Source organism: Microcoleus sp. N3A4 (assembly GCF_036701805.1).
Taxonomy (GTDB): Bacteria; Cyanobacteriota; Cyanobacteriia; order Cyanobacteriales; family Microcoleaceae; genus Microcoleus.
In genome coordinates this window covers 112401-136986 of record NZ_JAUBRJ010000005.1, presented here as the reverse complement: position 1 = coordinate 136986, position 24586 = coordinate 112401, and the positions used below count along the sequence as shown (strand labels likewise).

14 protein-coding genes are annotated in these 24586 nt (G+C 46.0%); 5 read left to right on the top strand and 9 right to left on the bottom strand.

The annotated features are described in order from the left end of the window. Positions 1-44: 44 nt before the first annotated feature. Positions 45-1790: a diguanylate cyclase domain-containing protein gene (locus QUA56_RS04905; RefSeq protein WP_333353996.1), complete on the bottom strand. Its 1746-nt coding sequence runs from the start codon at positions 1788-1790 to the stop codon at positions 45-47. A gap of 38 nt (positions 1791-1828) precedes the next feature. Next, positions 1829-2281, bottom strand: coding sequence for a response regulator (locus QUA56_RS04900; RefSeq protein ID WP_333353992.1), 453 nt, complete (start codon positions 2279-2281; stop codon positions 1829-1831). A 32-nt stretch (positions 2282-2313) separates the two neighbouring features. Between QUA56_RS04900 and QUA56_RS04895 the strand changes: the two genes are divergently transcribed. Then, positions 2314-2601: a hypothetical protein gene (locus tag QUA56_RS04895; RefSeq protein ID WP_333353990.1), complete on the top strand. Its 288-nt coding sequence runs from the start codon at positions 2314-2316 to the stop codon at positions 2599-2601. A 267-nt stretch (positions 2602-2868) separates the two neighbouring features. Here the strand turns inward: QUA56_RS04895 and QUA56_RS04890 are convergent, their stop codons facing one another. The 5 genes from QUA56_RS04890 to QUA56_RS04870 form a co-directional block, all read right to left on the bottom strand. Continuing rightward, entirely contained in the window at positions 2869-4776 is a 1908-nt protein-coding gene (locus QUA56_RS04890) for a PAS domain S-box protein (RefSeq protein WP_333353988.1), read from the bottom strand. Continuing rightward, complete coding sequence (locus tag QUA56_RS04885) at positions 4777-6714, bottom strand: response regulator (RefSeq protein ID WP_333353985.1); 1938 nt, start codon at positions 6712-6714, stop codon at positions 4777-4779. A gap of 323 nt (positions 6715-7037) precedes the next feature. After that, entirely contained in the window at positions 7038-10196 is a 3159-nt protein-coding gene (locus QUA56_RS04880; RefSeq protein ID WP_333353981.1) for a PAS domain S-box protein, read from the bottom strand. Continuing rightward, the gene (locus QUA56_RS04875; RefSeq protein ID WP_333353978.1) at positions 10193-10591 is read right to left on the bottom strand and encodes a response regulator; all 399 of its coding nucleotides are present in this window, start codon (positions 10589-10591) and stop codon (positions 10193-10195) included. Before QUA56_RS04875 ends, QUA56_RS04880 begins: the two co-directional genes overlap by 4 nt. A gap of 53 nt (positions 10592-10644) precedes the next feature. Beyond that, entirely contained in the window at positions 10645-13218 is a 2574-nt protein-coding gene (locus tag QUA56_RS04870) for a CBS domain-containing protein (RefSeq protein WP_333353975.1), read from the bottom strand. A 2335-nt stretch (positions 13219-15553) separates the two neighbouring features. On the opposite strand from QUA56_RS04870, the gene sds reads away from it, so the two are divergent. Then, positions 15554-16525 (top strand): solanesyl diphosphate synthase, encoded by a 972-nt coding sequence (sds, locus tag QUA56_RS04865; RefSeq protein WP_333353973.1) that lies wholly within the window; start codon positions 15554-15556, stop codon positions 16523-16525. 83 nt (positions 16526-16608) lie between these two features. Here sds and QUA56_RS04860 read toward each other — a convergent pair whose 3' ends face one another. Beyond that, positions 16609-17073, bottom strand: a complete 465-nt coding sequence (locus QUA56_RS04860; protein ID WP_333353970.1) for a hypothetical protein — start codon at positions 17071-17073, stop codon at positions 16609-16611. A gap of 151 nt (positions 17074-17224) precedes the next feature. Between QUA56_RS04860 and hetZ the strand changes: the two genes are divergently transcribed. The 3 genes from hetZ to QUA56_RS04845 all read left to right on the top strand — a co-directional run bounded on the left by hetZ (position 17225) and on the right by QUA56_RS04845 (position 22025). Continuing rightward, positions 17225-18406: a heterocyst differentiation protein HetZ gene (gene hetZ, locus QUA56_RS04855; RefSeq protein ID WP_333353967.1), complete on the top strand. Its 1182-nt coding sequence runs from the start codon at positions 17225-17227 to the stop codon at positions 18404-18406. Further along, a complete protein-coding gene (locus QUA56_RS04850; protein ID WP_333353964.1) occupies positions 18399-19469 on the top strand; it encodes a hypothetical protein in 1071 nt (356 codons plus the stop codon). Before hetZ ends, QUA56_RS04850 begins: the two co-directional genes overlap by 8 nt. Before the next feature lie 192 nt (positions 19470-19661). Next, entirely contained in the window at positions 19662-22025 is a 2364-nt protein-coding gene (locus QUA56_RS04845) for a transglutaminaseTgpA domain-containing protein (protein WP_333353961.1), read from the top strand. A gap of 76 nt (positions 22026-22101) precedes the next feature. Here QUA56_RS04845 and QUA56_RS04840 read toward each other — a convergent pair. After that, a partial coding sequence (locus QUA56_RS04840; protein WP_333353959.1) for a COR domain-containing protein occupies positions 22102-24586 on the bottom strand: 2485 nt, incomplete at its 5' end.

The following is a 24586-nucleotide window of genomic DNA, read 5'->3' as shown; positions in this document are numbered from 1 at the left end:
TAGTCATCAGTTATTCCCAATTACTCAATTCTTTAATCTAAAATCTAAAATTTTAAATGGTATGAGTTGCTGGTGGCGTGACAAATGCAATTTTTGCCTTCGGTTTTGGCTTGATAAAGGGCGCTGTCAGCGCTGCGAATTAAGGTGTCGGGAGATTGCTGGGGAGAAGGAACCGCCGTACCAATGCCACAACTGAGGGTAACGTAGGGGCCGATCGACGATCGCGCGTGGGGCAGTTTCAAGCTGGCGATGGCGTCGCAAATTTTCCGGGCGACAGCGTTTGCCCCTTCGGCGCTGGTGTTGGGCAGCACTACGGCAAATTCTTCGCCGCCGTAGCGGGCGGTAAAATCTCCAGCCCGGTTGGCAGCTATGGCGATCGCCCTGGCAACTTGGCGCAAACAATCGTCACCGCCGAGGTGTCCGTAAAACTCGTTGTAAAGTTTAAAAAAGTCGATGTCAAAGATCATTAAAGACAGCGGCAGTTCCTCTCTTGCCAATCGGCGCCACTCTAAAATCAAAACGCGATCGAACTGGCGGCGGTTGGCAATGCCCGTCAGTCCGTCAGTAGTTGCCAGTTGCTGCAATTTTTGATTGGCTATTGCTAGCTTGCGGTAAAGTTGAGATTGTTCGATCGCGATCGCCACTTGATTTGCCAACTGCTGTAAAAAATCTATTTCCCACTGCTGCCATTCCCTCACACCGCTGCAATTGTATGCTGTCAGCATTCCCCACAAACTATTGCCATTTTTTGCCATCGAATCCGGCGCACTTTTCCCCTGCGCCTGCGGTTGCCCCAAAGCCGGCAGCCAGAGATAATTTTCGGCTGCATCTTCTGTTTTTTCTGCTTCCCAAACAGTGCCTTCTTGTGTTTGGTTTGCCGTTTCCCAGTCGCCAGATTGCCAAATTGGAACGCTTACAACTGCTGCAATTTCACAATCTGCCAGCAATTCTTTGCAACTGCCAGCCAACGGGGAACTGCTGACATCTGCTATTGCTTGTACCGACTGGGATTCGACTAAAACAAAGCATGACACCGCCAAAGCAGCAGTAATACTTTGGTTTTCAATATAACCTTCTGGTAAACCGTCACCTGCGACGATCCCACCTGTTTGCTCTTCCCCGTCGAATGGAGACGCCCAATTCTGACAGCGATAAATTAAAACGCGGTCTGTTTTGAGAAATTGGCGCACTTCTGCGACGGTACTGTGGAGAATGCTTGCCGCGTCTATTGACGATCGAATCTTTTCGATCATTTTGCCCAACAGCCGCTCTCGGAGGGCTTGCTGCCGCAGTTGTTCTTCTATGTGGTGACGTTCGATCGCGTAATGGATTGCGCGCACCAGAAGAGTTCTGTGAAATTTTCCCTTTACCAAACAATCTTGAGCGCCCGATCGCAATACCGAGAGCCCCGTATGTTCATCGTTGATATCTGTCAGCACCACAACAGGCACTGTGGGCGATCGGGCTTTCAAAACCGCGATCGCCTGGCTTCCCCCCAAGCTGTCTGAGAGTGACAAATCTAATAGTACGGCGTCAAACTTTTCTGCTTCCAGAAACACCAGGGCTATCTCCACAGATTTAACAGTTTGGAGGCGAAACAGAGACTCACTGAATGAGCCTAAAAGGTCTTCGATCAGCGTCGCATCTGCGAGGTCATCCTCAACCAACAAAATATTCAGAAATTGGTTACGTGTTAACACAACTATAGCGTTCGGAGCGGGTTGAAGGAAACTTTTAGTTTTGAGAGCGATACTTGCGATCGGGCCAATATCTCGGTTTATCAAATTCACTCTACACTCAAATTATCTATCTAGACCAGAATTAAAGCTTACAGATCCGGCGGGAGCGAAACGATTTCAAACCAATACTGACATAAAGTCTTCATGACTTCAACCAATCCTTCAAAAGTGACTGGTTTGGATATGAAAGAATTAGCACCCAAGCGGTAGCAATGCAAGATATCTCCGCTGCGGTGCGAAGTTGTTAAAATCACAACCGGAATTTGTTGCAATTCCGGGTCTGCTCTGATCGAAGTTAGTGCTTCTCGCCCGTCAAGCCGTGGCATATTCAGATCCAACAGTATCAAGTCTGGCCGATGCCAATTGCTGCTACCAGCATATTGACCGCGACGGTACAAATAGTCTAGCACTTGCTCACCATTTTCCACAAATTCGATTTTAATTGCTAATCGAACTTCTCGCATGGCTTCCTTCACCAAAAAGCGCGTGCCCTCGTCATCGTTAGCTATTAAAAGAGTAAAGTTTTTCTGTTGATAATTCACGGCTTTGCCTCACTACCAACGGATTTTATGAGGTGGCGGGACTTGGATCGGTGTCTGAGCGCCTGCAAAGCATCTGTTGCCATCATCCGGCAAATCTGGCTGAGAACAATGAATTTGTGTTGCAGCAATTTGGCGTTTTGCTGAATTTGGAAAGGTTTGCGAATCATGCTTGTTTCTCTTGGCAGTCTGTCCGAGAACCGGCCAACTGCAAAGACATCGCAAATGTTTGTCCGCAAACTACTAGGGAAACTACTGCATCCCAAAGCAAGATGCTCTGGATACAGTGGAAAAAATTTGACAAGTATTACGGGCACCGCTGATTGTTAAGTTGTAGAAGGATCGAGCTAATAGATTTATAGTGATGGATTGTTACACAAGATGTCATCAGTGAATATGCTACATTTTCTGATATCTTGTGTAAAGAAAAGATAAAGATATTTAAAGCTTAAGTAAACCAATTTCAAAAAAAAATGCAACTGCAGGCCCGCGATCCAAATCCTGGTAGTCATCAGTCATTCCGAATTCTTCAATTCTTTAATCTAAAATTGTATAAATGACTGCTGACTGCTCTAGGCTAACTGCTGAGTTCAGTTTTTCATAGAAATAGAAAAATAAAAAGTCGAGCCTCGATTGGGTTCTGATTCTACCCAAAGGCGACCGCCGTGCCGATCGACAATTCTTTGACAAATCGCTAAACCAATACCGGTACCCGAATACTCTTTTTGGGTGTGCAAGCGCTGAAAAATCTGAAAAATTCGCGGATGGTACTGTTTGGCAATGCCAATACCGTTGTCCTGCACCGAAAACACCCAGTTATCCCCCTGACGCCAAGCGCCCACCTGCACCACCGGCGAATCGCTGCTGCGGTACTTAATGGCATTGCCAATTAAATTTTGAAACAGTTGCAGCAGTTGAAAACAGTCACCTGTTACCCTTGGTAAATCGCCCCTAGTAACAGAAGCTTGATTCTTGCGGATGGCTAACTGCAAATTAGCACAAGCCTCTTCAAAAACCTGATTGCAATCTATCAGCTCAAAAGGTTTTTGACTGCGACCGACCCGCGAATACTCCAGCAAGTCATCGATCAGCGCCTGCATCCGCCCGCAAGAATTAACAATATTGTGGATAAATTTATGCCCTTGGGCATCAAGTTGGTTGTGACTGCTCTTTTCTAATAGTTGACCGTAGCCGGCAATCGTGTTCAAAGGTGCTTGCAAATCGTGAGAAGCCACGTAGGCAAACTGTTCTAGTTCGGCATTAGAACGAGTTAATTCTTGAGCGTAGCGGGTTTGAGTGTCTAAACTCGCTTGCAGCAGTTCTTGTACCAGTTTGCGCTCGGAAATATCCTCGATCGCACAAATCAAATACTGCGGCGTCCCCACAGCATCGCGCATTGCCGAAACCGTAACATTCGCCCAGCGCACTTCTCCATCTTTGCAGATCAAACGCTTTTCTCTAGAAAAAGTTGGAATCTCCCCGGATAACAGCAAGCGCACGTATTCTCTGTCAGCTTCCATGTCATCCGGCTGAGTAATTGCCTCCCAATTTTGCTGCAACAATTCCGATTCTGCATAGCGGACAATTTGGCAAAAGCCGGGATTTACACGCAGAAATTGACCTGAAAGCGCGGTTTTAGCTATGCCGACTGCCGCTTGCTCGAATATCGCGCGGAAGCGTTCTTCGCTTTCTCGCAGGGCAATTTCTGCTCGTTTGCGCTCGGTGACGTTGCGAAATGTTACTGCCAAGCCATCGTTTAACTTGACCGCAACAATGTGCAGCCAAGCACTTATATCTCGATCGTGTTCGTAATAAAATTCTTGGTCTACAGTTCCTCCTGTTTCTACTACAGAAACATACAAATCAAATAACCCGTTCTTGCGAAGTTGGGAAATTTCTGCCAACAAATTCTTGCCAACTATCTCATTAAATGGTAAACCCGAAATTTTTTCGGCGGCAGGGTTAATCAACAGCCACTGGAAATCCACAATATCGCCCTCACTGTTGCGGACGGCAGAATAAGCCACCACACCGTCTAAGGAACTATTTAATATGCTAGCAAGCAGCGACTGCGACTGTTGCAGTTGAGCGTTTTGCTCTTTTAGTTTCTGTTGCAGTTTTTGCAAGCCGACTTGCTTGTCGATGCGCGCTAAAACTTCTTCAACTTGAAATGGTTTGGCAATATAGTCTGCGCCACCAACTCGAAAAGCTTGTAATTTATCCTTAATGTCATCTAATACGCTTAAAAAAATTACCGGAATTTGTTCGGTTTCTGCTGTCGCTTTCAGCCTCCGACAAACTTCATAACCGTTCATTTCCGGCATTCTAATGTCGAGCAAAATTAAATCGGGGCAATGGGCGTGTGCAGCATTCAACGCCAGTTGACCGCAAATAGCTCGATAAACTTGATACCCCTGGGCTGTTAGCAGTTTGGATAAGAACCGCAGATTGCTCGGTTGGTCATCAACCACCAATACTTTAATTTCGCTATTATCCATTTATTTTAAACTCGATTGAGTTAAATCCATTATCTTGTCGAGTCGGTAATCGGCAAGCAAATCTTTTAAAGCATCAGCTAAAATTGGATGACTTTCCCAGATGCGATCGACAATTTGAATCGCCAGCTCTTCATTAACATCACTAACTGCGTCGTAGAGTTCCTGTACCCAACTTCGAGGCATCTCTGCCAGCAGCCCCCCGAAAAATGAATCTGGCTTTTCGCTCACAAAATAACGCCGTAAAGCCCCCGCTACCTGTCGGGGCAACTCTTGATAAATATAGCGCACTCCCAAGTAGCAAGCCATCTTATCAAAGAGGATTTGTTCTTGAAAAGGTTTCCGCACAAAATCGTCGCAACCTGCGGCGATAATTTCGCCTTTTCTTTCCTCAAAAGTGCTAGCAGTCAGAGCAATAATTACAGTTCGCCGCTGAGTTTGTTTCTCTTTAGCTCTAATTTGTCTGACAGCTTCTAAACCGTCCATTACTGGCATTCGCGTATCCAGCCAAATTAAATCGGGCTGCCAACTTTCCCAAAGTTCAACAGCTTGGAAGCCGTTTTCCGCTTCTCGGACTTCAAAACCAATTGGTTGCAGCATTTTAACCAGCAGCAGTCGATTTTCTTGATTGTCGTCAATTGCTAAAATTCGATAAATCGGTTGATCTGCTTCTAATCCGATTACCCGCTGCAATGTCGCTACTGTTATTTCAGACGAAATAGCAGGAAATACTCGGATGTTGAATTTAAAACTGGTTCCCTCGCCTAAAACACTTTCTACCCCAATCTCTCCGCCCATTATTTCTACAAATTTTTTAGTAATTGTTAAACCCAATCCCGTACCGTCAGCCGCTTGTTTGCCAGCTTCTGTTTGCACGAAAGCATCAAATAAAGTATCAATTTCTGCTGCTGCTATGCCAACTCCCGTATCTTCAACTTCAAACAAAATTAAATATTGTTCGGCGCTGCTAGAATTAGGAGAAATTTCCGATTCGGCTAACTGCTGCTTGCCTTCCAAGCTCGCGCGCAGCCAAATGCTGCCGCCGTTTTTGGTAAATTTCATGGCATTTCCCAGCAGGTTGATCAAGCAGACGCGCAGCTTTTTTTCGTCAGTTTTTATATATTGGGGAACATTTGCCTCCACGGAAAATCTCAGTTGCAAATTTTTGGTTTCAGCTTTGATTTGAAACATCTCTTCGAGAGTGTCGAGGAGTTGATAAAGGTCCAAGCTGCGTTCGTCTAAGCCAATTATCCCCGCTTCTATTTTCGACAAGTCTAAAACATCGTTAATTAGTTCCAGCAAATGTTGGCCGCTGCGGTTAATAATTCCGAGGTTTTCGATATTTTCGTGGCTCAGTAAAGAGTCGCGGCTCATGACTTCGGTAAAACCCAGGATGGCGTTCAGGGGAGTCCGCAATTCGTGGTTCATGTTGGCAACAAATTGACTTTTTGCTAGGGATGCAGCGGCTGCGGCTTCTTCGGCTTTTTTGCGTTCTATGATTTCTTGTTGCAGTTCGGTATTGCGATCGATCAATTGTCTTTTCAGTCTTTGGATAGTCAGTTGGTGTTCGATTCGCGCTAAAACTTCTGCCAAATGAAACGGTTTTGTGATATAGTCTACCCCTCCAACTTGAAAGGCGGTTACTTTGTCCAATACTTCATCTAAAGCGCTGATGAAAATAACAGGAATTTCTGCTGTCTTCGGATCGGCTTTGAGCTGCGTGCAAACTTCGTAGCCGTCCATTTCCGGCATTTTGATGTCGAGCAAAATCAAATCTGGAGAACCCGATCGCGCGGCTCTGATTGCCATTTTGCCGTTAATTACGCCCCGAACTTTGTAGCCCCGATCTGAAAGCGTTGCCGATAAAACTTGCAAATTTTCTGGAGTGTCGTCAACAATTAATATGTTGCCTTTATTCTCTTCTGTTTGATTGCTGGTCATCGAGCGCTATTTTATGTTAAATTGAGAATTGTTGAAATTATGAAAACTGGTTAAATTGTAATTATAGCACTCCGTCGTGAATCAACTACTTTTATATTTACATAACTTATACCATTTGAGATTTGAGATTGTAGATTTTAGAATAGGGAATGACTGATGATTACCAGGGTTGGGAGCGCGGGCCTACAGGTAAATTAGTCGATCGCCCGCAGGCGAATTTACAAATAGTCGATCGATCTAAATCATCAATAATCCTGAACCCGCCCCTTTTCTCTCTTCGCTTTTACCTTTTCTCTCTCCCCTCTCCCTTCTTGCTGCTTCCTTCAAAAATTTCTAAACTCCTCAATCAAATCGATAATCCGATCGCACCGGAAGTTGTTCGCCAAATCGGCGATCGCCCTGCAGAACTCAGCATTAATCGGAGTAATCAACAACAGCAGCCGAAAAATCTCCTCGTTATCGACTGCATCCGCCGCCGCGTACAATTCATCAACCCATTCAGCAGGCATAGCGTCAAAAAATGAAGCATTAAGCGTAAAAGGCAAATTAACCGTTTCAGTTGCCGTGGAAACCTCGCCGGACGCCACAACATCAGAACTTAGCGAAGTTTCTCGATCGTAAACATAGCGGACTCCCAGATACTTAGCGATCTTTTCCAGAATCACTTGCTCCCGAAAAGGCTTCGCTACAAAATCATCGCAACCAGCAGACAAAATCAGCGATCGCTCCTCATCAAAAGCACTTGCCGTCAGAGCAATAATCACCGTTGCTTGACCTTTCAAATGCGCCTTAATCTGTTTAGTAGCTTCATAGCCGTCCATCACCGGCATCCGCATATCCATCCAAATCAAATGAGGTTCCCAACTCGACCACATTTCCACAGCTTGAACGCCATTTTCAGCCTCCTGCACAGCAAAGCCCAGCGATGTCAGCATTCTGACTAACAGCAAACGGCTTTCCAGGCGATCGTCAACAGCTAAAATGCGGTATTCTGGCTGTCCGGGTTCGAGACCCACAACGCGGCGAGCTGTTTGAGCCACCTGAATTTCCACTGCATTAGGGAGCGAAACTTTAACATCAAATCTAAAAATGCTGCCGCGACCGACGCTGCTTGTTACCGTCATTTTCCCTCCCATTAAGTGGACGAACTGTTTGCTGATCGGCAAGCCTAAACCGGTTCCTTCTTGAGCTTTTATCCCGCTTTCTGTTTGTGCAAAAGGTTTAAACAAATTGTCCATTTCTTCCGCAGAAATTCCCGAACCAGTATCTTCAACTTCAAACAGTAAACAGCAACTGTCACTTATCGAAATCTCTCCGTCTTTTTTATTAGACAACAGCTCTTGTTTAATTCTCAAATTAACACCACCTTCCGCAGTAAACTTAATAGCATTTCCGACTACATTAATCAATACTTGGCGCAACTTGCTTTCGTCTGTTTCTACATATTGAGGTAGGTCGGGTGTGGAATCAAAAATTAACTGCAATCCTTTTTTTTCTGCTTGAAGCTTCAGCATATCTTCAGTATTATTTAGCATTTTGTGCAAGTCGAAGGTGCTGTTATTAACAGTCACCAACCCCACCTCAATTTTTGACATATGCAGAATATTGTTGATCAGATCGAGCAAATGTTCCCCGCTGCGGCTAATAATTCCTAAGTATTCCTGTTGGTCGATACCGAGAGCTGGGTCACGCGCCAGCAGTTGGCTGAAACCGAGAATTGCGTTGAGGGGAGTTCGCAATTCGTGGCTCATATTCGAGAGAAATTCGCTTTTGGCCCTGTTGGCTCTGTCGGCTTCTTCTTTGGCTTTTTCCAGGGCTATTTCTGCTTGTTTGCGCTCGGTAATATCGCTAGCTGTGCCTGTTGTGCTGGTGATGTTTCCTTCAGCGTCCAAGCGCGCGATCGCCTTCGTATTTACATCAATCGGTCTGCCGTCTTTTCCTAATACTATACTTTCGTACTGAAACGCAGCCTCTCCCGTCCGCAAGCGCTGCTGAAGTTCCCAGTTCCAGTCTATTTGTGATGGCGCTAAAAAATCGCTAAAAGAACAGCCGAGCATCTCTTCAGGGTCGTAACCGTAGATTTGTTTCACTGCTTGGTTCACAAAAGTAATGTGTCCGTCTGCATCGCAAGACCAGATAATATCTTGGGAAGCTTCTACTAAATGGCGATATTTTTCTTCGCTCTCTGCTAAAGCTATTTCTGCCAGCTTGCGGGGGGTAATGTCCATCAAAGTTGTGAATACTTTTGTCACTTGCCCTTGTTGGTTGACAACTGCTTCTCCTCTGGCTTCGATGTAGCGGATGAAGCCACCTTCACTTGTTTGTGACGGGTAATTATCCGCAGCAATTGTCGGTTCCGGTCGCAAAATTCGATATTCCAAACTGTAGGATTGCCCGCTAGCAATAGCAGCGTCGATCGTTGTTTGCCACTTCTGCCGATCGTCTGGATGCACGTATTGCGGAAACTGAGTTAGTGTTGGCGCAGCCTGGGTTGAATCGAGACCGAAAATTCGAGATAATTCTTCCGACCAAGTAGTTGTGTTTGTCAAGAAATCACATTCCCAATTGCCGACGCTGGCGATTCTTTGCGCTGCTGCTAAAGAAGCCGCTACAGCTCGGAGTTTTTCTTCAGCTAATTTGCGATCGCTAATATCTTGAATCACAGAAATCACGCAGGTTTCGCCATGAATGTCAATGATTTCTGCTGACAGCAGCCCGGTTCTGAGTTCCACACTTTTAGTGCGAAAATCAAATTCGTAGTTGAGAACAATTTTTTTTTCGTCTAACATTTTAAACAACTCGGCGTGGGCTTGTTTACTTTCCCAAAGATTCAAATCAAGCGCCGTGCGATCGAGAATTTCTGCTGCCGAATAACCGATTGTCTGGCAAAATGCCTCATTAATTTCTAAATAACGACCGTCTTTAAGTCGGGTAATACTAATCGGGTTTGGAGAAGAACGAAAAGCTTTAGCAAACTTTTCCTCAGACAAGCGTAGTTGTGCAGTCCGCTCCTCAACTAAAGTTTCCAATTCTTGATTCAGCTTTTGGAGTTGAGCATTTTGTTCCGCTAATTGCTTCTCCATAAAATAGCTGTTGACCGCTTCTTTTACGGTCAACTTCAAATCTTCTGACTGCCAAGGCTTCGATATGTAGCGGTACAATTTAGCATATTTAATAGTATTCGCTACTGCTTCAAGGTCTGCTTGCCCCGTCAGCATAATTTTGATCGTTTTTGGCGAAATTCTGTGAATCTGCTTCAGCAATTCGTCTCCTTTGATATGGGGCATGAGATAGTCGGAAATCACTGCCACGATTTCGCAGCCCTCTGCCAGCAATTCCTCGATTAACTCTAAAGCATCTTCAGCCCCTTCAGCGGTTTCTAATAAGTGTTCTTCTCCCAGGGTTTTTTTTAACTCAATTTTCAAACTTTCAAGGATTATCGGTTCGTCATCCACGCAAATAATGACAGGTTTATTTTTCATAGTTTTGCCAAACCAGATTTTATAGTTTCTACTAACTCTTTGCCGTCCCACGGCTTGTACAAGCAGCGGTGCAAATTTGCTTGCTCTTTCACCCGTGTTATTGCTACTTCGTCGGCTTGCCCGGTCAGCATGACTTTCACAATATTGGGATATTTTTGGTGAACCAAAATCAAAAACTCATCTCCTTTAATACCTGGCATTAACCAATCAGATACTATGACCAAAATATCGCTTTCATCTTCTTCTTGAATTTCCTCTATAATTTCCATAGCTTCATCTGCATTTTCTGCTACTTCGTAGAGGTAAGCATCCCCAAATTCTTTTTTAAGTTGAATCTTTAAACTGTTTAAGACCACAACTTCGTCGTCAACGCACAAAATTACTGGTTTGGGCATAAAATTTTACTCCTCTTTGATTTTTTAATTGGGGGGCGTTTTCCCCCAGGTTTTTAATTGCTATCAGGGATTTCGATGGGCAAATATACAGTAAATTTGGTTTGACCTGGCACGCTTTCTACTTGCAGTTCACCTTGGTGTTTTTCAAGGATTTTTTGAACTATATCTAATCCCAAACCGCTGCCTTCTCCTGGAGGTTTAGTTGTGAAAAAAGGCTCAAAAATTCTCGGCATAATCTCTGGGGGAATGCCTTGGCCGCTGTCGGTAATACTGACTGATATTGCGTTAGCTTGGTGTTTAACATCAATTTTTAACACTCCTTTGTTGTTCATCGCTTGTAAAGCATTGTGAAGCAAATTTGTCCAAACTTGATTGAGTTCATCAGGATAGCATAGCACAGAGGGCAAATCAGTACCATAGTTTCTGACTACTTCCACACCGTGTTTGATTTGGTAGTGGTAAAGCATTAAAACAGTATCAATGCCGTCAGTAATATTAGCGATCGCCTTGGAACCCAACTGGTCGTAACGAGAGTAGCTTTTCAAAGCAAAAACGATTTTGGCTGCCCTATCTGTTGCAGTAGCAATATTTTTAGTGCTTTTTTGTACCGTAGCGAATTGGTAGGCGGTTTGTAAAATATTTGGACTTTGGCGGTCTTTCAACAAAGGTAAAAAAGGTTCTACATTATTGCCGATTCCAATATCTAATAAGGTACAGGCAAGGCTGTCGGCGTCGTCAATCTTTTCTGCTTCTAATTGCCGCTGCAAAAGTTTTTTTAACTGACGTTTTTCTTTACTAGATAAGGTGTCTGTTTCTTGGGTTGACTTGTGCAGCAAGGCAAAGAAATCCTGCCGCCGTTCCGGGGATAGTTGTTGGAAAAATATCGGCAACTGCTGCAATTGTTCGGCCCAGAAGTCGGCGATGTTCTGCACCGAGGAGCGAATCGCCCCTAAAGGAGAATTGATTTCGTGGGCAACTCCGGCAATTAACTGTCCGAGGGCTGCCATTTTTTCTGATTGAATCAGTTCTTTTTGAGTGCGCTTCAGTTCTTGCAGGGTATGAGCTAATTCTGTATTTTTTTGGCACAGCGCTGACTCTGCTAATTTTCGGGCGCTGATATTGCGGGCTACCCAAATTACTGCATCTTTTGAGAACAGAGAAATGCAGGCAGAAAACCAAATTTCGCGACCGCCAACTGTTAAGCTGTAGTCAAAATTGAGCGTTTGTTGTGTCTCTAACACTTGCTGAACTAACACCCACCAATCATCCGGGTTGTCGTCGTCAAAAAAATGTTCTATCGTCAGGCTGACTATATCGCAATCCGGCTCAGAAAACGCTGCCACATTCGTCGGCAAAACTTCTATGTTGCCATGAATATCTAGCACTAGAACGATGTCGGTCATCGCTTCAAAAACTGCGCGGACTTTGCTTTCAGAAAAGTGCAATTTTTCTTCTATTAATTTGCGACCGCTAATTTCTTGCTGCAATTCTTCGTTACTGGCTTCTAGTTGAACCGTGCGGTCTAAAACTCGCTGTTCGAGTTCGGTGTTGAGGCGGCGGACTTCAGCTTCAGCGGTGGCGCGGTCTTGTATTTCCTTTTTTAACTGACTGTTAGCGTTAATTAATTCTAAAGTTCGCTGTTGAATTTCTTCTTCTAAATTTTCATTTAAAATCCGCAACTTTTCCTCTACTTCTGTTCTCCGAAACGCTTCTTTTTGCAAGTGTTCGTTCATTTGTTTTAACTCCTGAATGTTTTCGGCAACTGTTTCCTGCAAAAGCTCGACATTCGCGTGCATTTCTACTGGATCTAAGGCTTGCAGCAGGGTACTTTCGGTCACAATACCGGCTAAATATCCTTCCTCATCTACCACCACCAAGCGCCGGATGCGGTGCTGCTGCATTAATTGGTGAGCCTGCCACAATGTGGCTTTTACGTGCAACGGTATCAGGGGAAAACTCATCGCGGCGGTGACAGGAGTGCCGGCAAAATCGAGTCCAGAAGCTTGGAATTTAACAATGTCGCGTTCTGTAATTATGCCGACAGGTTTCTGATTTTTGTTGTCGCTGTCAGTGCAAATGACTGTGCAGCTTTTGCGCTGGGTTGTCATCTGTTTTGCGACTTCTAAAACTGAGGCGCTGGTTGAGGTAACTATTACTTCTGCGCTCATAATTTCTTCAACGCGCCGCATTTGCAGTAAGTCGCTCGGTTTCAGGATTTGACGGAGGCTTTCGCAGGTGATGGCACCCAGCAAGTTGCCGCGTTCGTCTGTGAGGGGCAAATGACGGATTTTTGCCGTTAGCGCAGCCCTCGAAGAGGATCGAAATATGCTCAATACCTTGAAGATATTCCCCGCTTTATCGAGGTTCAGGGCGATCGGATTTTCAGTCATTACCTCAGAAATGGCTACCCCTGCTAGCGGTATTTCGCTAGCAGTTATTTTCACAACATCGCGCTCTGTAAAAATTCCGAGCAGTTGCTGCTCAAACGCGATTAAAATGCAACTGGCACTCGCCTGAGTCATGGCAGCGATTGCGACTTTCAAGGGTGTGTCTGGAGGCAGCACCGGCGGTTTGGGGTCGATCGCCTGTTCTAGCAAGCTGTGGGTATCAGAAACTGTTCTTGACATGGGCAAATCAAGGGGGGTAGATGAAAGCGGAACCGGCTATTAATACCATTTTAGATTTCAGATTTTACAGTGGCGGCACCCTGACCGCAATCGAGGTTTGACACCAGTCTAGAGTTGCATTTTTAGTCGCGCATCGGTATGCTTGTTAGTGCGATCGCGCTCAACGGCGATCTGAATTGACACAATAAACGTCCTTTGACCGATCGCTGATGTTACTTCTATTTTACCCGAAGGTTTTTCTACACTTTTTTAACAATCTCCACTCCCAACCCGCTGGCTTCGCCGGCGGGTTTTGTGGTAAAGAACGGCTCAAATATTGGCAAAATCCCGGGGAAATTCCCTTACCGCTATCCGTGACGCTGACGAGCAGGTTCTAATTTTACGATCTCACCTCTACTGTTAAAAGTCGGAAATTGTCCATCGCTTGTAAAGCATTGTGAATCAGATTTCTCCAAACTTGATTTAGTTTGTCTGGATAACACAACAATTCAGGCAGTCAAACTTGATAATTTATGACAATTTTTACTCCGCGTTTTAGTGGTTGTAATAAAGAGTTAATATATTTTCAATGCTGTCAGTAATATTGGCAATTACTTTTCTCCCGTACAGTGAGAGCGAGAATATATTTTTAAAGCAAAAACTACTTTTGCTGCTCTATCTGTAGCAGCAGATGCTCTGCTTGGCAAGGTGTCGAGAAAGTGCAGGGAATATCGGCCTGACTCAGGCAGTTAAGCACCGCTTGATGAAATACTTGATTGCACTGCAAGTTTATTGATTTTTTGAGTTAAGCGAGCAGGTTGCTAGACGCGGCAATTTCATGTTAGAGGTCTGCAAGCTCGCTATTGCAAGACAAAATAGGAATATTGATATTTGTGTTTGTCAAATAACCGACAACTTCAAAATCTCCGTTTTTTAGCGCACTTTGATAGCTTTATAGGAACATTGGCAGGGTTTACCTGACACGATATATGCTGTGAGCGATACAAGCTGCTACTACATATAGTATCCTGCCTCAGAGGCTTTTGGCATTGAACATTGATACTAAGTTTAAAGCCAATTTGCCTAACTTATTTGCCGATTCAATGTCTTGAGATTCACCGTTGAAAACGACGATCCAAGCCGCGTAGAAAAAGGCATAAATCGGTGAATTCCCCTACTGCAACACTTCGGATAGTTTTCGATGGTAAACCGTAGAATAAGGGTTTCAGGGTGATGAATGTGAGGGCTTCGCTTGCCGAGGTACACTATAGGCTTTCTGGTAAATCAAGGGTTTGAGACTACGACCTCAACACTTAGTTCGCTTCGCACGCAGACCGAAGAAACCCAGTTTACTCGTATATTTGTCGTTCCTGGTCGCAAAATTTTTCGTAGGGGAATAAGCGTCCCCATGCTTAAGCCCTGAAACTGTCCGAAGTGTTGCAGTAACTCGTACTCCAGAAAACCACGGTGCCTGCAATTGTAAATAATAACCCTGTCTTTGCGCGCAAGCATTCAAGGCAGGGTTATTATTGAGTATTCGGAATTCTCTGCGGTGAAGCGATCGCACTGCTGCCGGATTTGGCTGCCGAGCAGTGTACTACTCGCCCAATCGAGTTATTTTAGCGCTGCGTTCGGCCAGCATCAGCAGTACATAAATAGTCATTACATAGCCGGCGGCCATAATGGGAATAATTAGAGGAATATCGCGATAAATCATAATTAGAACCAAAAGTCAAGGACTAGGGGGAGGAGGACAAGTTCAAGACCTACTACATTAAGTCAGCACGCAAGACCATGCCTTGGTTCTGAAGGCTGCTTTTCCAGATCGAGCCTCCGGGAACATTTAGGCGTTCCCGGTCATCAATAATGATTTACTGCTTTACAGATGCTTAAACAGCCTAAAACTATCCACTTTAGCTGCTTTGAGCTACCGTGCACATTAAGATGCGCTACTCTTAACTTCTGAAAACTTTTAGCCACGAGTAACTAAAAATATGTCCCAGAAATTTTTGCTGCGATCGACTAACAAGGCTGGCTCTACGAAACTCTTACAGGCACCTAAAAGCTACCTGCCAGTCTGGCTGTACTTAATGTATAGAATTGTTTAAATCCTTAATACCCATAGTAACACAGGGTTTCTGGGATTTAGAGATTTTTTGGCAGTGTCCTTAACAATTCGATACAATAGGGGCAACCCCTCTGGCCGCCGGATGGGAGTCACCCGAGAGCCATCGGGCGGCAGATGACAAATAACTGCCGATCGCCTAGATTTTTCTTTTCTATTGCAGAGAATTACCTTAAAATAAAGATATGATCTGTAAAATTTTGTTACTTTACGGCTTGAGTCGGCGTATCCATGATCTCTAGCACTCTCCTATTTTCCTCGGTTGAACAAGACCTGCGACTGTTGACAGAAAACTTAAAACAGTTAGTGGGTGCCCGTCATCCCATCTTGTACGCGGCTGCAGAATACTTATTCGGCACAAAGGGAAAACGGGTGAGACCCGCAATCGTTCTGTTGATGGCCCGGACAACTATGCCCGATCGGGAAATCACGGAAAAACACCGCCGCCTCGCTGAAATCACGGAAATGATCCACACAGCTAGTCTAGTCCATGACGACGTGGTGGACGAGTCGGATCTGCGGCGGGGAGTGCCGACAGTTCACAGTCGGTTTAACAACCGAGTGGCAGTATTGGCGGGAGATTTTCTGTTTGCTCAATCGAGCTGGCATTTGGCAAATCTGGACAACCTGCCAGTAGTCAAACTGCTTTCAGAAGTGATTATGGATTTAGCTGAGGGGGAAATTCAACAGGGACTAAATGGATTTGACACCAGCTTGTCGATCGAAGCTTACCTAGAAAAAAGTTATTACAAAACAGCGTCTTTAATTGCCAACAGTTCCAAAGCAGCGGGCTGTTTGAGCCAGGTTTCACCGGAAATAGCAGACGATTTGTACAACTACGGTCGCAACATTGGTTTGGCATTCCAAATAGTAGATGATATATTAGATTTCACCGCTTCAACGGAAACTTTGGGGAAACCCGCAGGCTCGGATCTCAGAAGCGGTAATCTGACAGCACCAGCACTATTTGCCCTAGAAGAAAAGCCTTTCTTGGAAGTTCTCGTCGATCGGGAGTTTGCTCAAGAAGGAGATATAGAGCAGGCCCTGGCACTGGTAGAAGATTCTAAAGGAATAGAACGATCGCGAGAACTAGCCACACATCACGCACAGAAAGCCGTCGAATACTTAGCTGCGCTGCCCCATTCAGAACCCCGTCAAGCTTTGATTGATTTGGCTGAATACGTTTTGAGCAGACTTTATTAGAGGTGAAAAAGTTACACTTTATTGGTAATGGGAAATTGGTAATGGGTAATGCCCTATTACCAATTAATAGAAAATTGAGTTGTTTAGGCAATATCCGGCGGTGGAGCCGATCGATACTGTTGCAAGTAAACATTAATTAAGCTCTGTACTTGCTCGCGAGGGATTTCCGTTCCCACTTCCTGATTGCCGGGATTTTCAAAAAAAACAATGCTGTCGAGACCTTCAAGAGCTATCATCTGAAATAAAATGTGAGTGACAGGCAAAGGCACCGGTCTGAGACGATCGCCCGCAGCAGCCGCGGCCTGTGACGCATCTTTAAGAGCGCTCCAAGCATAAATCACCCTCTTCTCCCGTCCCGGTTGCTTGAGATTGCTCAAAACCACCATCGCCCAACTTTGGTCTACCGCTTGCAGGATCGAGTATTCGAGGTGCTGTAGCTGTTGGGCAATTAACACCAGGGCCGGGGCGATCGCCTTTAAGATTTGTGGCGTCGAACCGTCGGGCGGAGCTTTTTCGATCAGTGTTTGAATCTGTTGGTCTAAATCCATCAGTCAGTTAATTTGAGATTTGAGTTTAAGAATTTCAGGGTAACAGGTGCGCGTCCAAGTATGTGATACCCAGCACTGCCCGCTATAAAATGTAAAATCCCAAATTTAAAGTCCCAGGGTGTGCTAGTTTCATTGTTAGCTGTAAACTATCATGCGGGAAATCTGCCAGAGCGTGGAAACCATATTTCAACTGCTGTTAGACGAACTCAAAAAGTCCACTCGCGCGTCTGAGCAGAACTGCCGGGATGTAGCAGGACGACTCGCAGCAGAAGTCAACAGGATATGCACCGAAAGCCAGCGGATTCAAGCCTCTGGAGACATAGAAGGTTCTGCCCTAAGTCTCGCCCATCACCGCTTGCAACAATGCCTCCACTATTACAATTTAGGCTCCGGGCCCGGGCGAGTAGAATTGCACAGTACCCTCAGCGCGATCGTCTATCGCTACATCACCCCACCCCAGGTGCAGTCTAGCTATCAGGCGCGAGTAGAACTGATCAAAGATTTTTTGCAAGGATTTTATCTGGAAGCTTTAAAGGCATTCCGGCGCGAAACCCAACTGCTACCCACCTACAGTCCCCGCACTCGCTTAGAACTAGCAGAGTACATGGCCTTTGTAGAGCGCTTTGGCAAGCGGCGCATTCCTTTACCTCGGAACCGCAGCCAGCAACTAATTATTTTACGGGCCCAAACCTTTTCCCAGCAGCAGCCCAAAGAAACCTCCGTAGATATGGAACAAGCCGCCGACGGAGGGGCTTCAGATTCCGACCAAACTTGGAACGACACCTCGGTGCACTCCGTGCGGGAAGCGATGGCAGGACAGGGTTCGGCGGCAATTCGTCCGCTAGGCGACGAGTCAGAATCTCTGCGGCAAAACGTGATTGACGAATTAGTCGCTTACTTGAAAGAGCGCAGCCAACAAGACTGCGCTGATTACTTCGTGCTGCGCTTGAAAGACTTACCGACTAATGAAATAGAGTCGATCCTGGGCATAACTCCCCGCCAAAGAGACTATTTGCAGCAGCGCTTCAAGTACCATTTGCTCAGGTTCGCCATGTCGCACCGCTGGGAACTCGTTCACCAGTGGCTGGAAGCAGACTTAGATCGAAATCTGGGTTTGCTGCCTTCTCAGTGGCAGGATTTTGGCGAGCAAATTGGTCCAGAGGGACAGCGTTTGCTAAAGTTGAAGCAACAGGGTCTGTCAGAGTCAGCGATCGCCCAAACCCTGGGCAGCACGGTAGCCCAGGTACAGAAGCGGTGGTTTAAATTGCTGGAACTTGCGTGGGAATTGCGAAATCGTTCAGATTCCGGAGAAGGGGCATCTAGTGATGAATAACGAAACGAACAGGGATGCAGAGGCTTTCGAGCGCCATTTTTTAGACTGGATATTGCAGGCGCCAATCGCGAATGCCTCTAGTGAAGATGAGGAAAACTTCAATCCGTCCCCTCGCTCACAAGAGTGGGGCGAAACAGAAGAGACTTCCGGGGTGGAATACTGGGAATGGGACGAACCAGACCCGCTGGACTATCAAGTGGGGGCGCACAGCAATGCACCCGCACAACCGCTGACAATTGGAGAAATACCGACCGTGCAAGACCGTTTTCAGACCTTGTTAAAAGAAAGGCTTAGAGCCGAAATTGAATCTAACCCGCCGCTGTTCCCCTGGGAAACAGAATTCAAAAGCTACGACCACGATTACCCAGACGATGTAGCCCCGCAATGGGTTCCCCCCCTGCACCTCTGGACTCCCCAACTACAAAATATCAAGTGGGGCCGCCTGCCAATTCCGATCGCCGAAAAGGTTTTTGCTCAACTGCTAGAACCTTGTCAGGAACTGGTAATGTCGTCGCTGCGGGAAGGCTCGAAGTTAGTTCGCGCTGTAGATAGCTTGTTTCCGGGCCAGTCTCAGGAACTCAATGAATTAGCTGGTTTAGTGCTCAGAGGTTCTTTGCGGGGATTTTTAGATTTTGAAAATTTCCCAAATTACGAAGCGGCGACTACCGATCAACAAATGGTGCTGTCGCTGTTGGCCGCCAGGGAAATCCTTGAGTCTCTAACTTTGAATTGTCCTGTGAATCAGCCGCCGGTTTCGCGGGAGTGGCTGACTGGTTTGGGTTCGCTGACTCTAGAGGCTCAATACCTGTCGAACCGCAACAGAGAACAGCCAATGCCGTGTTTAAGAGTTGAGTGCCAATTTCCCGGGGCAGGAAGTTTGGAACTCAAGGGAGGAGATGCCGAAACAACTGCACAGCGTCCGAATTCGGGGCATTTAAGTGTGGAGTTGTTCGATCCGCAACCTGACAAGACTTATGCCCTAGAAGTTCGATTCCAAAACTTCGAGACCAGACCTTTGATGTTTGCTATTCGTCCAATTTTGGCAGGACAAAATAGCAACTAGAAAGGTCTAATTAGAGTAAATAATTTAGGTTTTTACTCTGCGGTTTGACCTCACACAAAAACCGATGCAATTCCTCGACTTCTATCGCGGAAAGCCAAAAATTTTAGATATTAGTTAAATCCCTCTCAGATTCATCTGTGGATAAAATCTAAAATCTAAAATCTAAAATCTAAAATCGTTGGATGGGTGCACATGACAACTGATAACCTGCGAAATATACCTGTTTTGGGTAAGCTGTGGGAGCAGATTGAGGCCATGCCTCCGCCGGTGATTGAGGATTCTTTACTGCTGCGAATCCTAGTTCAGTTGTTAGTAATTGTGGGAATTGTAGCTACTGACGTTGCTGCCGAAGAAGCCCAGAACCTGTGGGCTGTGCCTGTTAGTATTTTGGGAGCAACTTGGAGTTGGTACCGCCGCCGCGATCGCAATGTAGCTGCTAAGTTCTGCATAGCTATTGGAATGCTGGTGGCGCTGTTTGCTTTTTTTAGCCGCTTGGTGGGAGAATTGAATGATACGCGGTTAGTTTTAGCGCAACTGTTAATTCAACTCCAAGTGCTGCACAGCTTCGATTTGCCCCGCCGCAAGGATTTGGGCTACTCGATGGTAATCGGGCTAATTTTGTTGGGGGTAGCAGCGACTCTCAGCCAAACCTTGACTTTTGGGCCGCTGTTATTGGTGTTTTTGGCTTTAGCGCTTCCGACTTTGGTTTTGGATTATCGATCGCGCTTGGGATTTTTGAAGCCAGAAGCCATTGGCGAAACAGCAAAAGGTAAAGAGAAAAATGAAAGCCTGTCGCTATTTGCTGCTACTTTATCCCCAAAGTATTTTGCTTTGCTGCTGCTGATAACTGTCGGGTTGGGGCTGACTATTTTTGCGTTTTTGCCGCGCCTCCCAGGCTATCAATTGCGGACTTTTCCGGTGAGTGCTCCCATTCAATATCAGGGCGAGTTTGACTCCCGCAGCATTCTGAATCCGGGGTATGTCAGAGGAGGAGATAAAAAAGGAACTGGCGGAGGAAAGGGGAGAAACCCAGACTCTGGGCCAGGAGAGGTGGACTCTACTTTTTATTACGGTTTCAACCAGCGCATCAATCAAAATTTGCGGGGGGAAATGAAACCCCAAGTGGTGATGCGGGTGCGATCGCAGGCGGCGGGTTTTTGGCGGGTGTTGGGCTTCGACAAATACACCGGTCAGGGTTGGGAAATTTCTCGCAACGAACAAGCTTTTAAGGTGAATAGACCTAGGTGGTCTTATCAATTTTTTCTGAATCCTTTTCCCAATGCGCCCCGCACTCAAGAGGTGATTCAAAGTTATACTATTGTTGCTCAGTTGCCGAATTTGATTCCGGCTTTAAACAAGCCGAAGGAACTTTATTTTCCGACGACAGAGGTGGCGATTGATGCGGAGGGGGGTTTGCGATCGCCTGTGGAATTAGCGGAAGGTTTGACTTATACGGTGATTTCTAATGTGCCTTTTCGCGATCGAGCTCTGTTGGGTAAAACTGGTACTAATTACCCGAAAAACATTCGCAAGTTCTATTTAGATGTTCCGCCCAAAATTGCCGCCAAGGTGCGGGCAAAAACAGAGGAAATATTGCTAGCAAGGACGAGAGTAGCTAAATCAGATAGATCGATCGATTCTCCTTACGAAAAAGCTTTGTACTTAGCTCAATATTTGAAGCAAAACCCGAATTATAAAATTGAAAAAGCTTTGCCTTATTTAGAGGAAAGTGAAGATTTAGTCGAGGGTTTTTTGTTTGGCTACAAAAACACCCAGGGCGGCAAAAAAGTTACAGGTGGATATCCAGACCACTTTTCGACGGTACTGACAATTATGCTGAGGTCGATCGGGATTCCAGCGCGAATGGCGGGCGGTTTCGATACGGGGGAATTTAACCCGTTTACTGGTTTGTATGTTGTGAAAAATACCGACGCTTTCTTGATGACGGAGGTATATTTTCCCAATAACGGCTGGTTTGCTTTTAATCCGATTCCCGGTTATCCGCTGATTCCGGCTTCGGTGGAAGACAACCAGACTTTTAGTGCGCTGGAATCGTTTTGGAAGTGGATAGCGGGTTGGCTACCGACTCCTCTCAGAAGCGGGCTCGATTCAGTTATAGGTTTTGTAATTGGCTGGATAAGTTTGATTCTGGGCTGGTTTTTGGGGCAGTTTGCGAAGGGCTGGGTGGGGTTGTTTACTGGTTTGATTGGTGCGATCGCATTTGGCTTCTTTGGCTGGTTAATTTGGCAACTGTGGCGCAAGTGGCGCTACCGCCGCTGGCTGGCGAAATTGCCGCCGGTGGAGGGGGTTTATCAGCAAATGCTGAAGGATTTGGCGAGTCGGGGATTTGCCAAGCAGAAAGCTCAAACGCCTTTGGAGTATGCTGAGGCAATGCGGCGCGATCGTGCAACTGATGAAGCCGAGGTGATTGATGAAGTTTCGCAAGCTTACGTGCGGTGGAAGTACGGCGGCGAAGCGGGAAATTTGGGTCAGTTGCGGCAGTTGGTAGAAAATTTGAGGCGATCGCACTTGAAGAAACTCAAAAAGCTAAGATAATATAAATTCTCAGTCGGACACGGCGCCGTGTCCTGACTGTGGTAATATGAATATCGCGAAAATCGCAAATAATAATTTACCGTGCCGATGGTAGCTTGAGTTCGATACCCAGTTTTTGACCGACATCGATCGTCTTATTGGCCAAATCAACAGCACCTCCGATACCAACTCCGATCGCAGCCGCCGTCGCTGCAATAGCTTTTAAACTTTTCTTTAATCTGGCTTTATTCCATTGGTTTTCCGGTTTCTTAATTTCCGCTTCGACATCTTCAATATCGATAATTACACCCTCGCGAATGTCTTCTGGAAACTGGGCGGCGGTTTCACGCATTGATGAAATTAGTTGTAGCAGTTCGGCGGTATTGGCGTTATTATTTTGGATAAATGCGTTATTCCTAACTGTGGCGTTGTCGCTGCCAATCACACCAGACATCGGGCCGTTGAAGTTGTTGGTTTTGGAAGAATCTTGAGTCATTTTTTTACCGTTAACGTTGATATTGAATTGAATGCTAGAAGAATCTCCAAAATCGGGGCGATCGATTCCAGAAATTCGCTCTTTCTCTTCCCATCGTTGCAAATTGTCCGGGAAATCTTCCATCAAGCCGCGCACGTTCACCATTTGATAAGATTTTTGGCATTCGGCTTTGTAGCAGTGGTTTGCCAAACGGACGCGCAGCGCTTCAAAATCGTAGAGGTGAGGGTCTTGGCTGCCTTGGCATCGTTCGCAATTGCAGGGGATTAATTCTTGGTATTTTAGGCGATTGTCATAAGTAGCATGAATTTTCCAGAGTTCGTGGCGGATACGGTCTAAAAGGGATTTTTTCTGGTTGCCGGAAACTCGAATGCCGATTTCTCGTTGGTGGTAATTCTCGATAACTTCGGCTTTGGCGTAATTGTCGGCTAGGATGACTCCATCGCGCCAGACAATATCCCCCCTACCCTTTGGTAAATCGGATTGAGGGCGGTATATTAACAAGTGCATTTCTACGATAAAGCGGGTAATGATGCCTTTGGGCATGAAATCGTATTCGTAGCGCAAAATCAGGTTATCGGTGTCGTCCCAAGCGTAATCGGGCGTTTCCAGGGGTAGAAGTTGCGGGGCGATGTATTGTCCGGGTTGGCAGGGGATTTCGTAACACAGTTTAAAGTGTTTCATTAAGTGGAGTAGTTCGTCCTGCAAGTCTCGGTATTCTCTTTCGCACCAGATTTGTTTGAGGTTTTCCTGGGTGAAATACCCGCAGTTGGCGATGACTTCTGCGTTGTCGGCGACTTCTTTTTCGTCAGTAATTTCTTTCTTGCTGATGACTTTGTAAACAGCATTGGTTGCCAATTCGGGACGCAGAATGACTATGTTTTTGAGGATGGGGTCTTTTTGGAAGTGGAGGATAATTCCCAAGTCGTGAAGGTATTTGCTGAGAGTCAGCATGGCGGGTTTATCGGATTTTTTAAAGCCTTGGCTGGCGCAGATGTCGAAAAATTCGCTGACTGCGATGTGGGTTTGGCGTTGGGAATAGTTTTCTAAAATGTGGCGGACGCTTGCCCAGCGTTTGGGAACGGGCGTGCTGATGTGGTCGAGGGTGGCAATGCGGTTTTGGAGGGCGCGTTGGAGTTCTGCGAGTCCGCGATTGCTGGCGAGGTTGGTGGTGAGGGGTTTTTCTATTAGGTTGTCAAAGTCACGACGCAGTTGGGAAACGTTGATTTCGCAGCGACGGTCTTGTTTTTCGTTCTGGACGAGAAAGACGGGACTGCTGTTGCTGAGGAGTTCGACGGCACTCAGCCAGTAGCAGAGGTTGGGGTTTTGGCGGCGGTTATCGACGAGGAGGACGTACAGGGAACGTTCGGTGAGGAAAAATTGGTGGGTGGCGTGGTAGATTTCCTGTCCGCCAAAGTCCCAGACGTGAACGCGGAAAGGTTTGCCGTTGGGTTGTGGGAATTCCCAGCGCATCACATCGATGCCTTCGGTGGCGGGTTCTCGTTCTTTGAGTTGGTAGTCGGTATTGAGGAGTTTGTTTGCTAGGGTGGTTTTTCCCGCTTCGCCTTCGCCGACAATCAAAAGTTTGGCTTCGTTGAGTTCTTCGGTGTCGTTGGGGTCACGAGTTTGGAAGTAGAAATCGAGAATGGTACGCAAATCGCCAGGACTTTTATAGAAGTCCTTTTCGCCCAGAATTTCCGGCGGAATTGGTATCGGATTGCCCCGCAAATCCAATTGTTCCAGTTTCTCCATTTTGCCCAGAACTTCGGGAATTTCTGTTATCTGATTGTTCCAGAGGTTAAGTTTTGTCAGATTGGACAAGGAGGCAAGCGCTTCGGGAATTTCTGTTATCTGATTGTTACTGAGGACAAGTTCTGTCAGATTGGACAAGGAGGCAAGCGCTTCGGGAATTTCTGTTATCTGATTGTTACTGAGGTAAAGTGTTGTCAGATTGGACAAGGAGGCGAGCGCTTCGGGAATTTCTGTTATCTGATTGTTCCAGAGGTAAAGTTTTGTCAGATTGGACAAGGAGGCGAGCGCTTCGGGAATTTCTGTTATCTGATTGTTACTGAGGTAAAGTGTTGTCAGA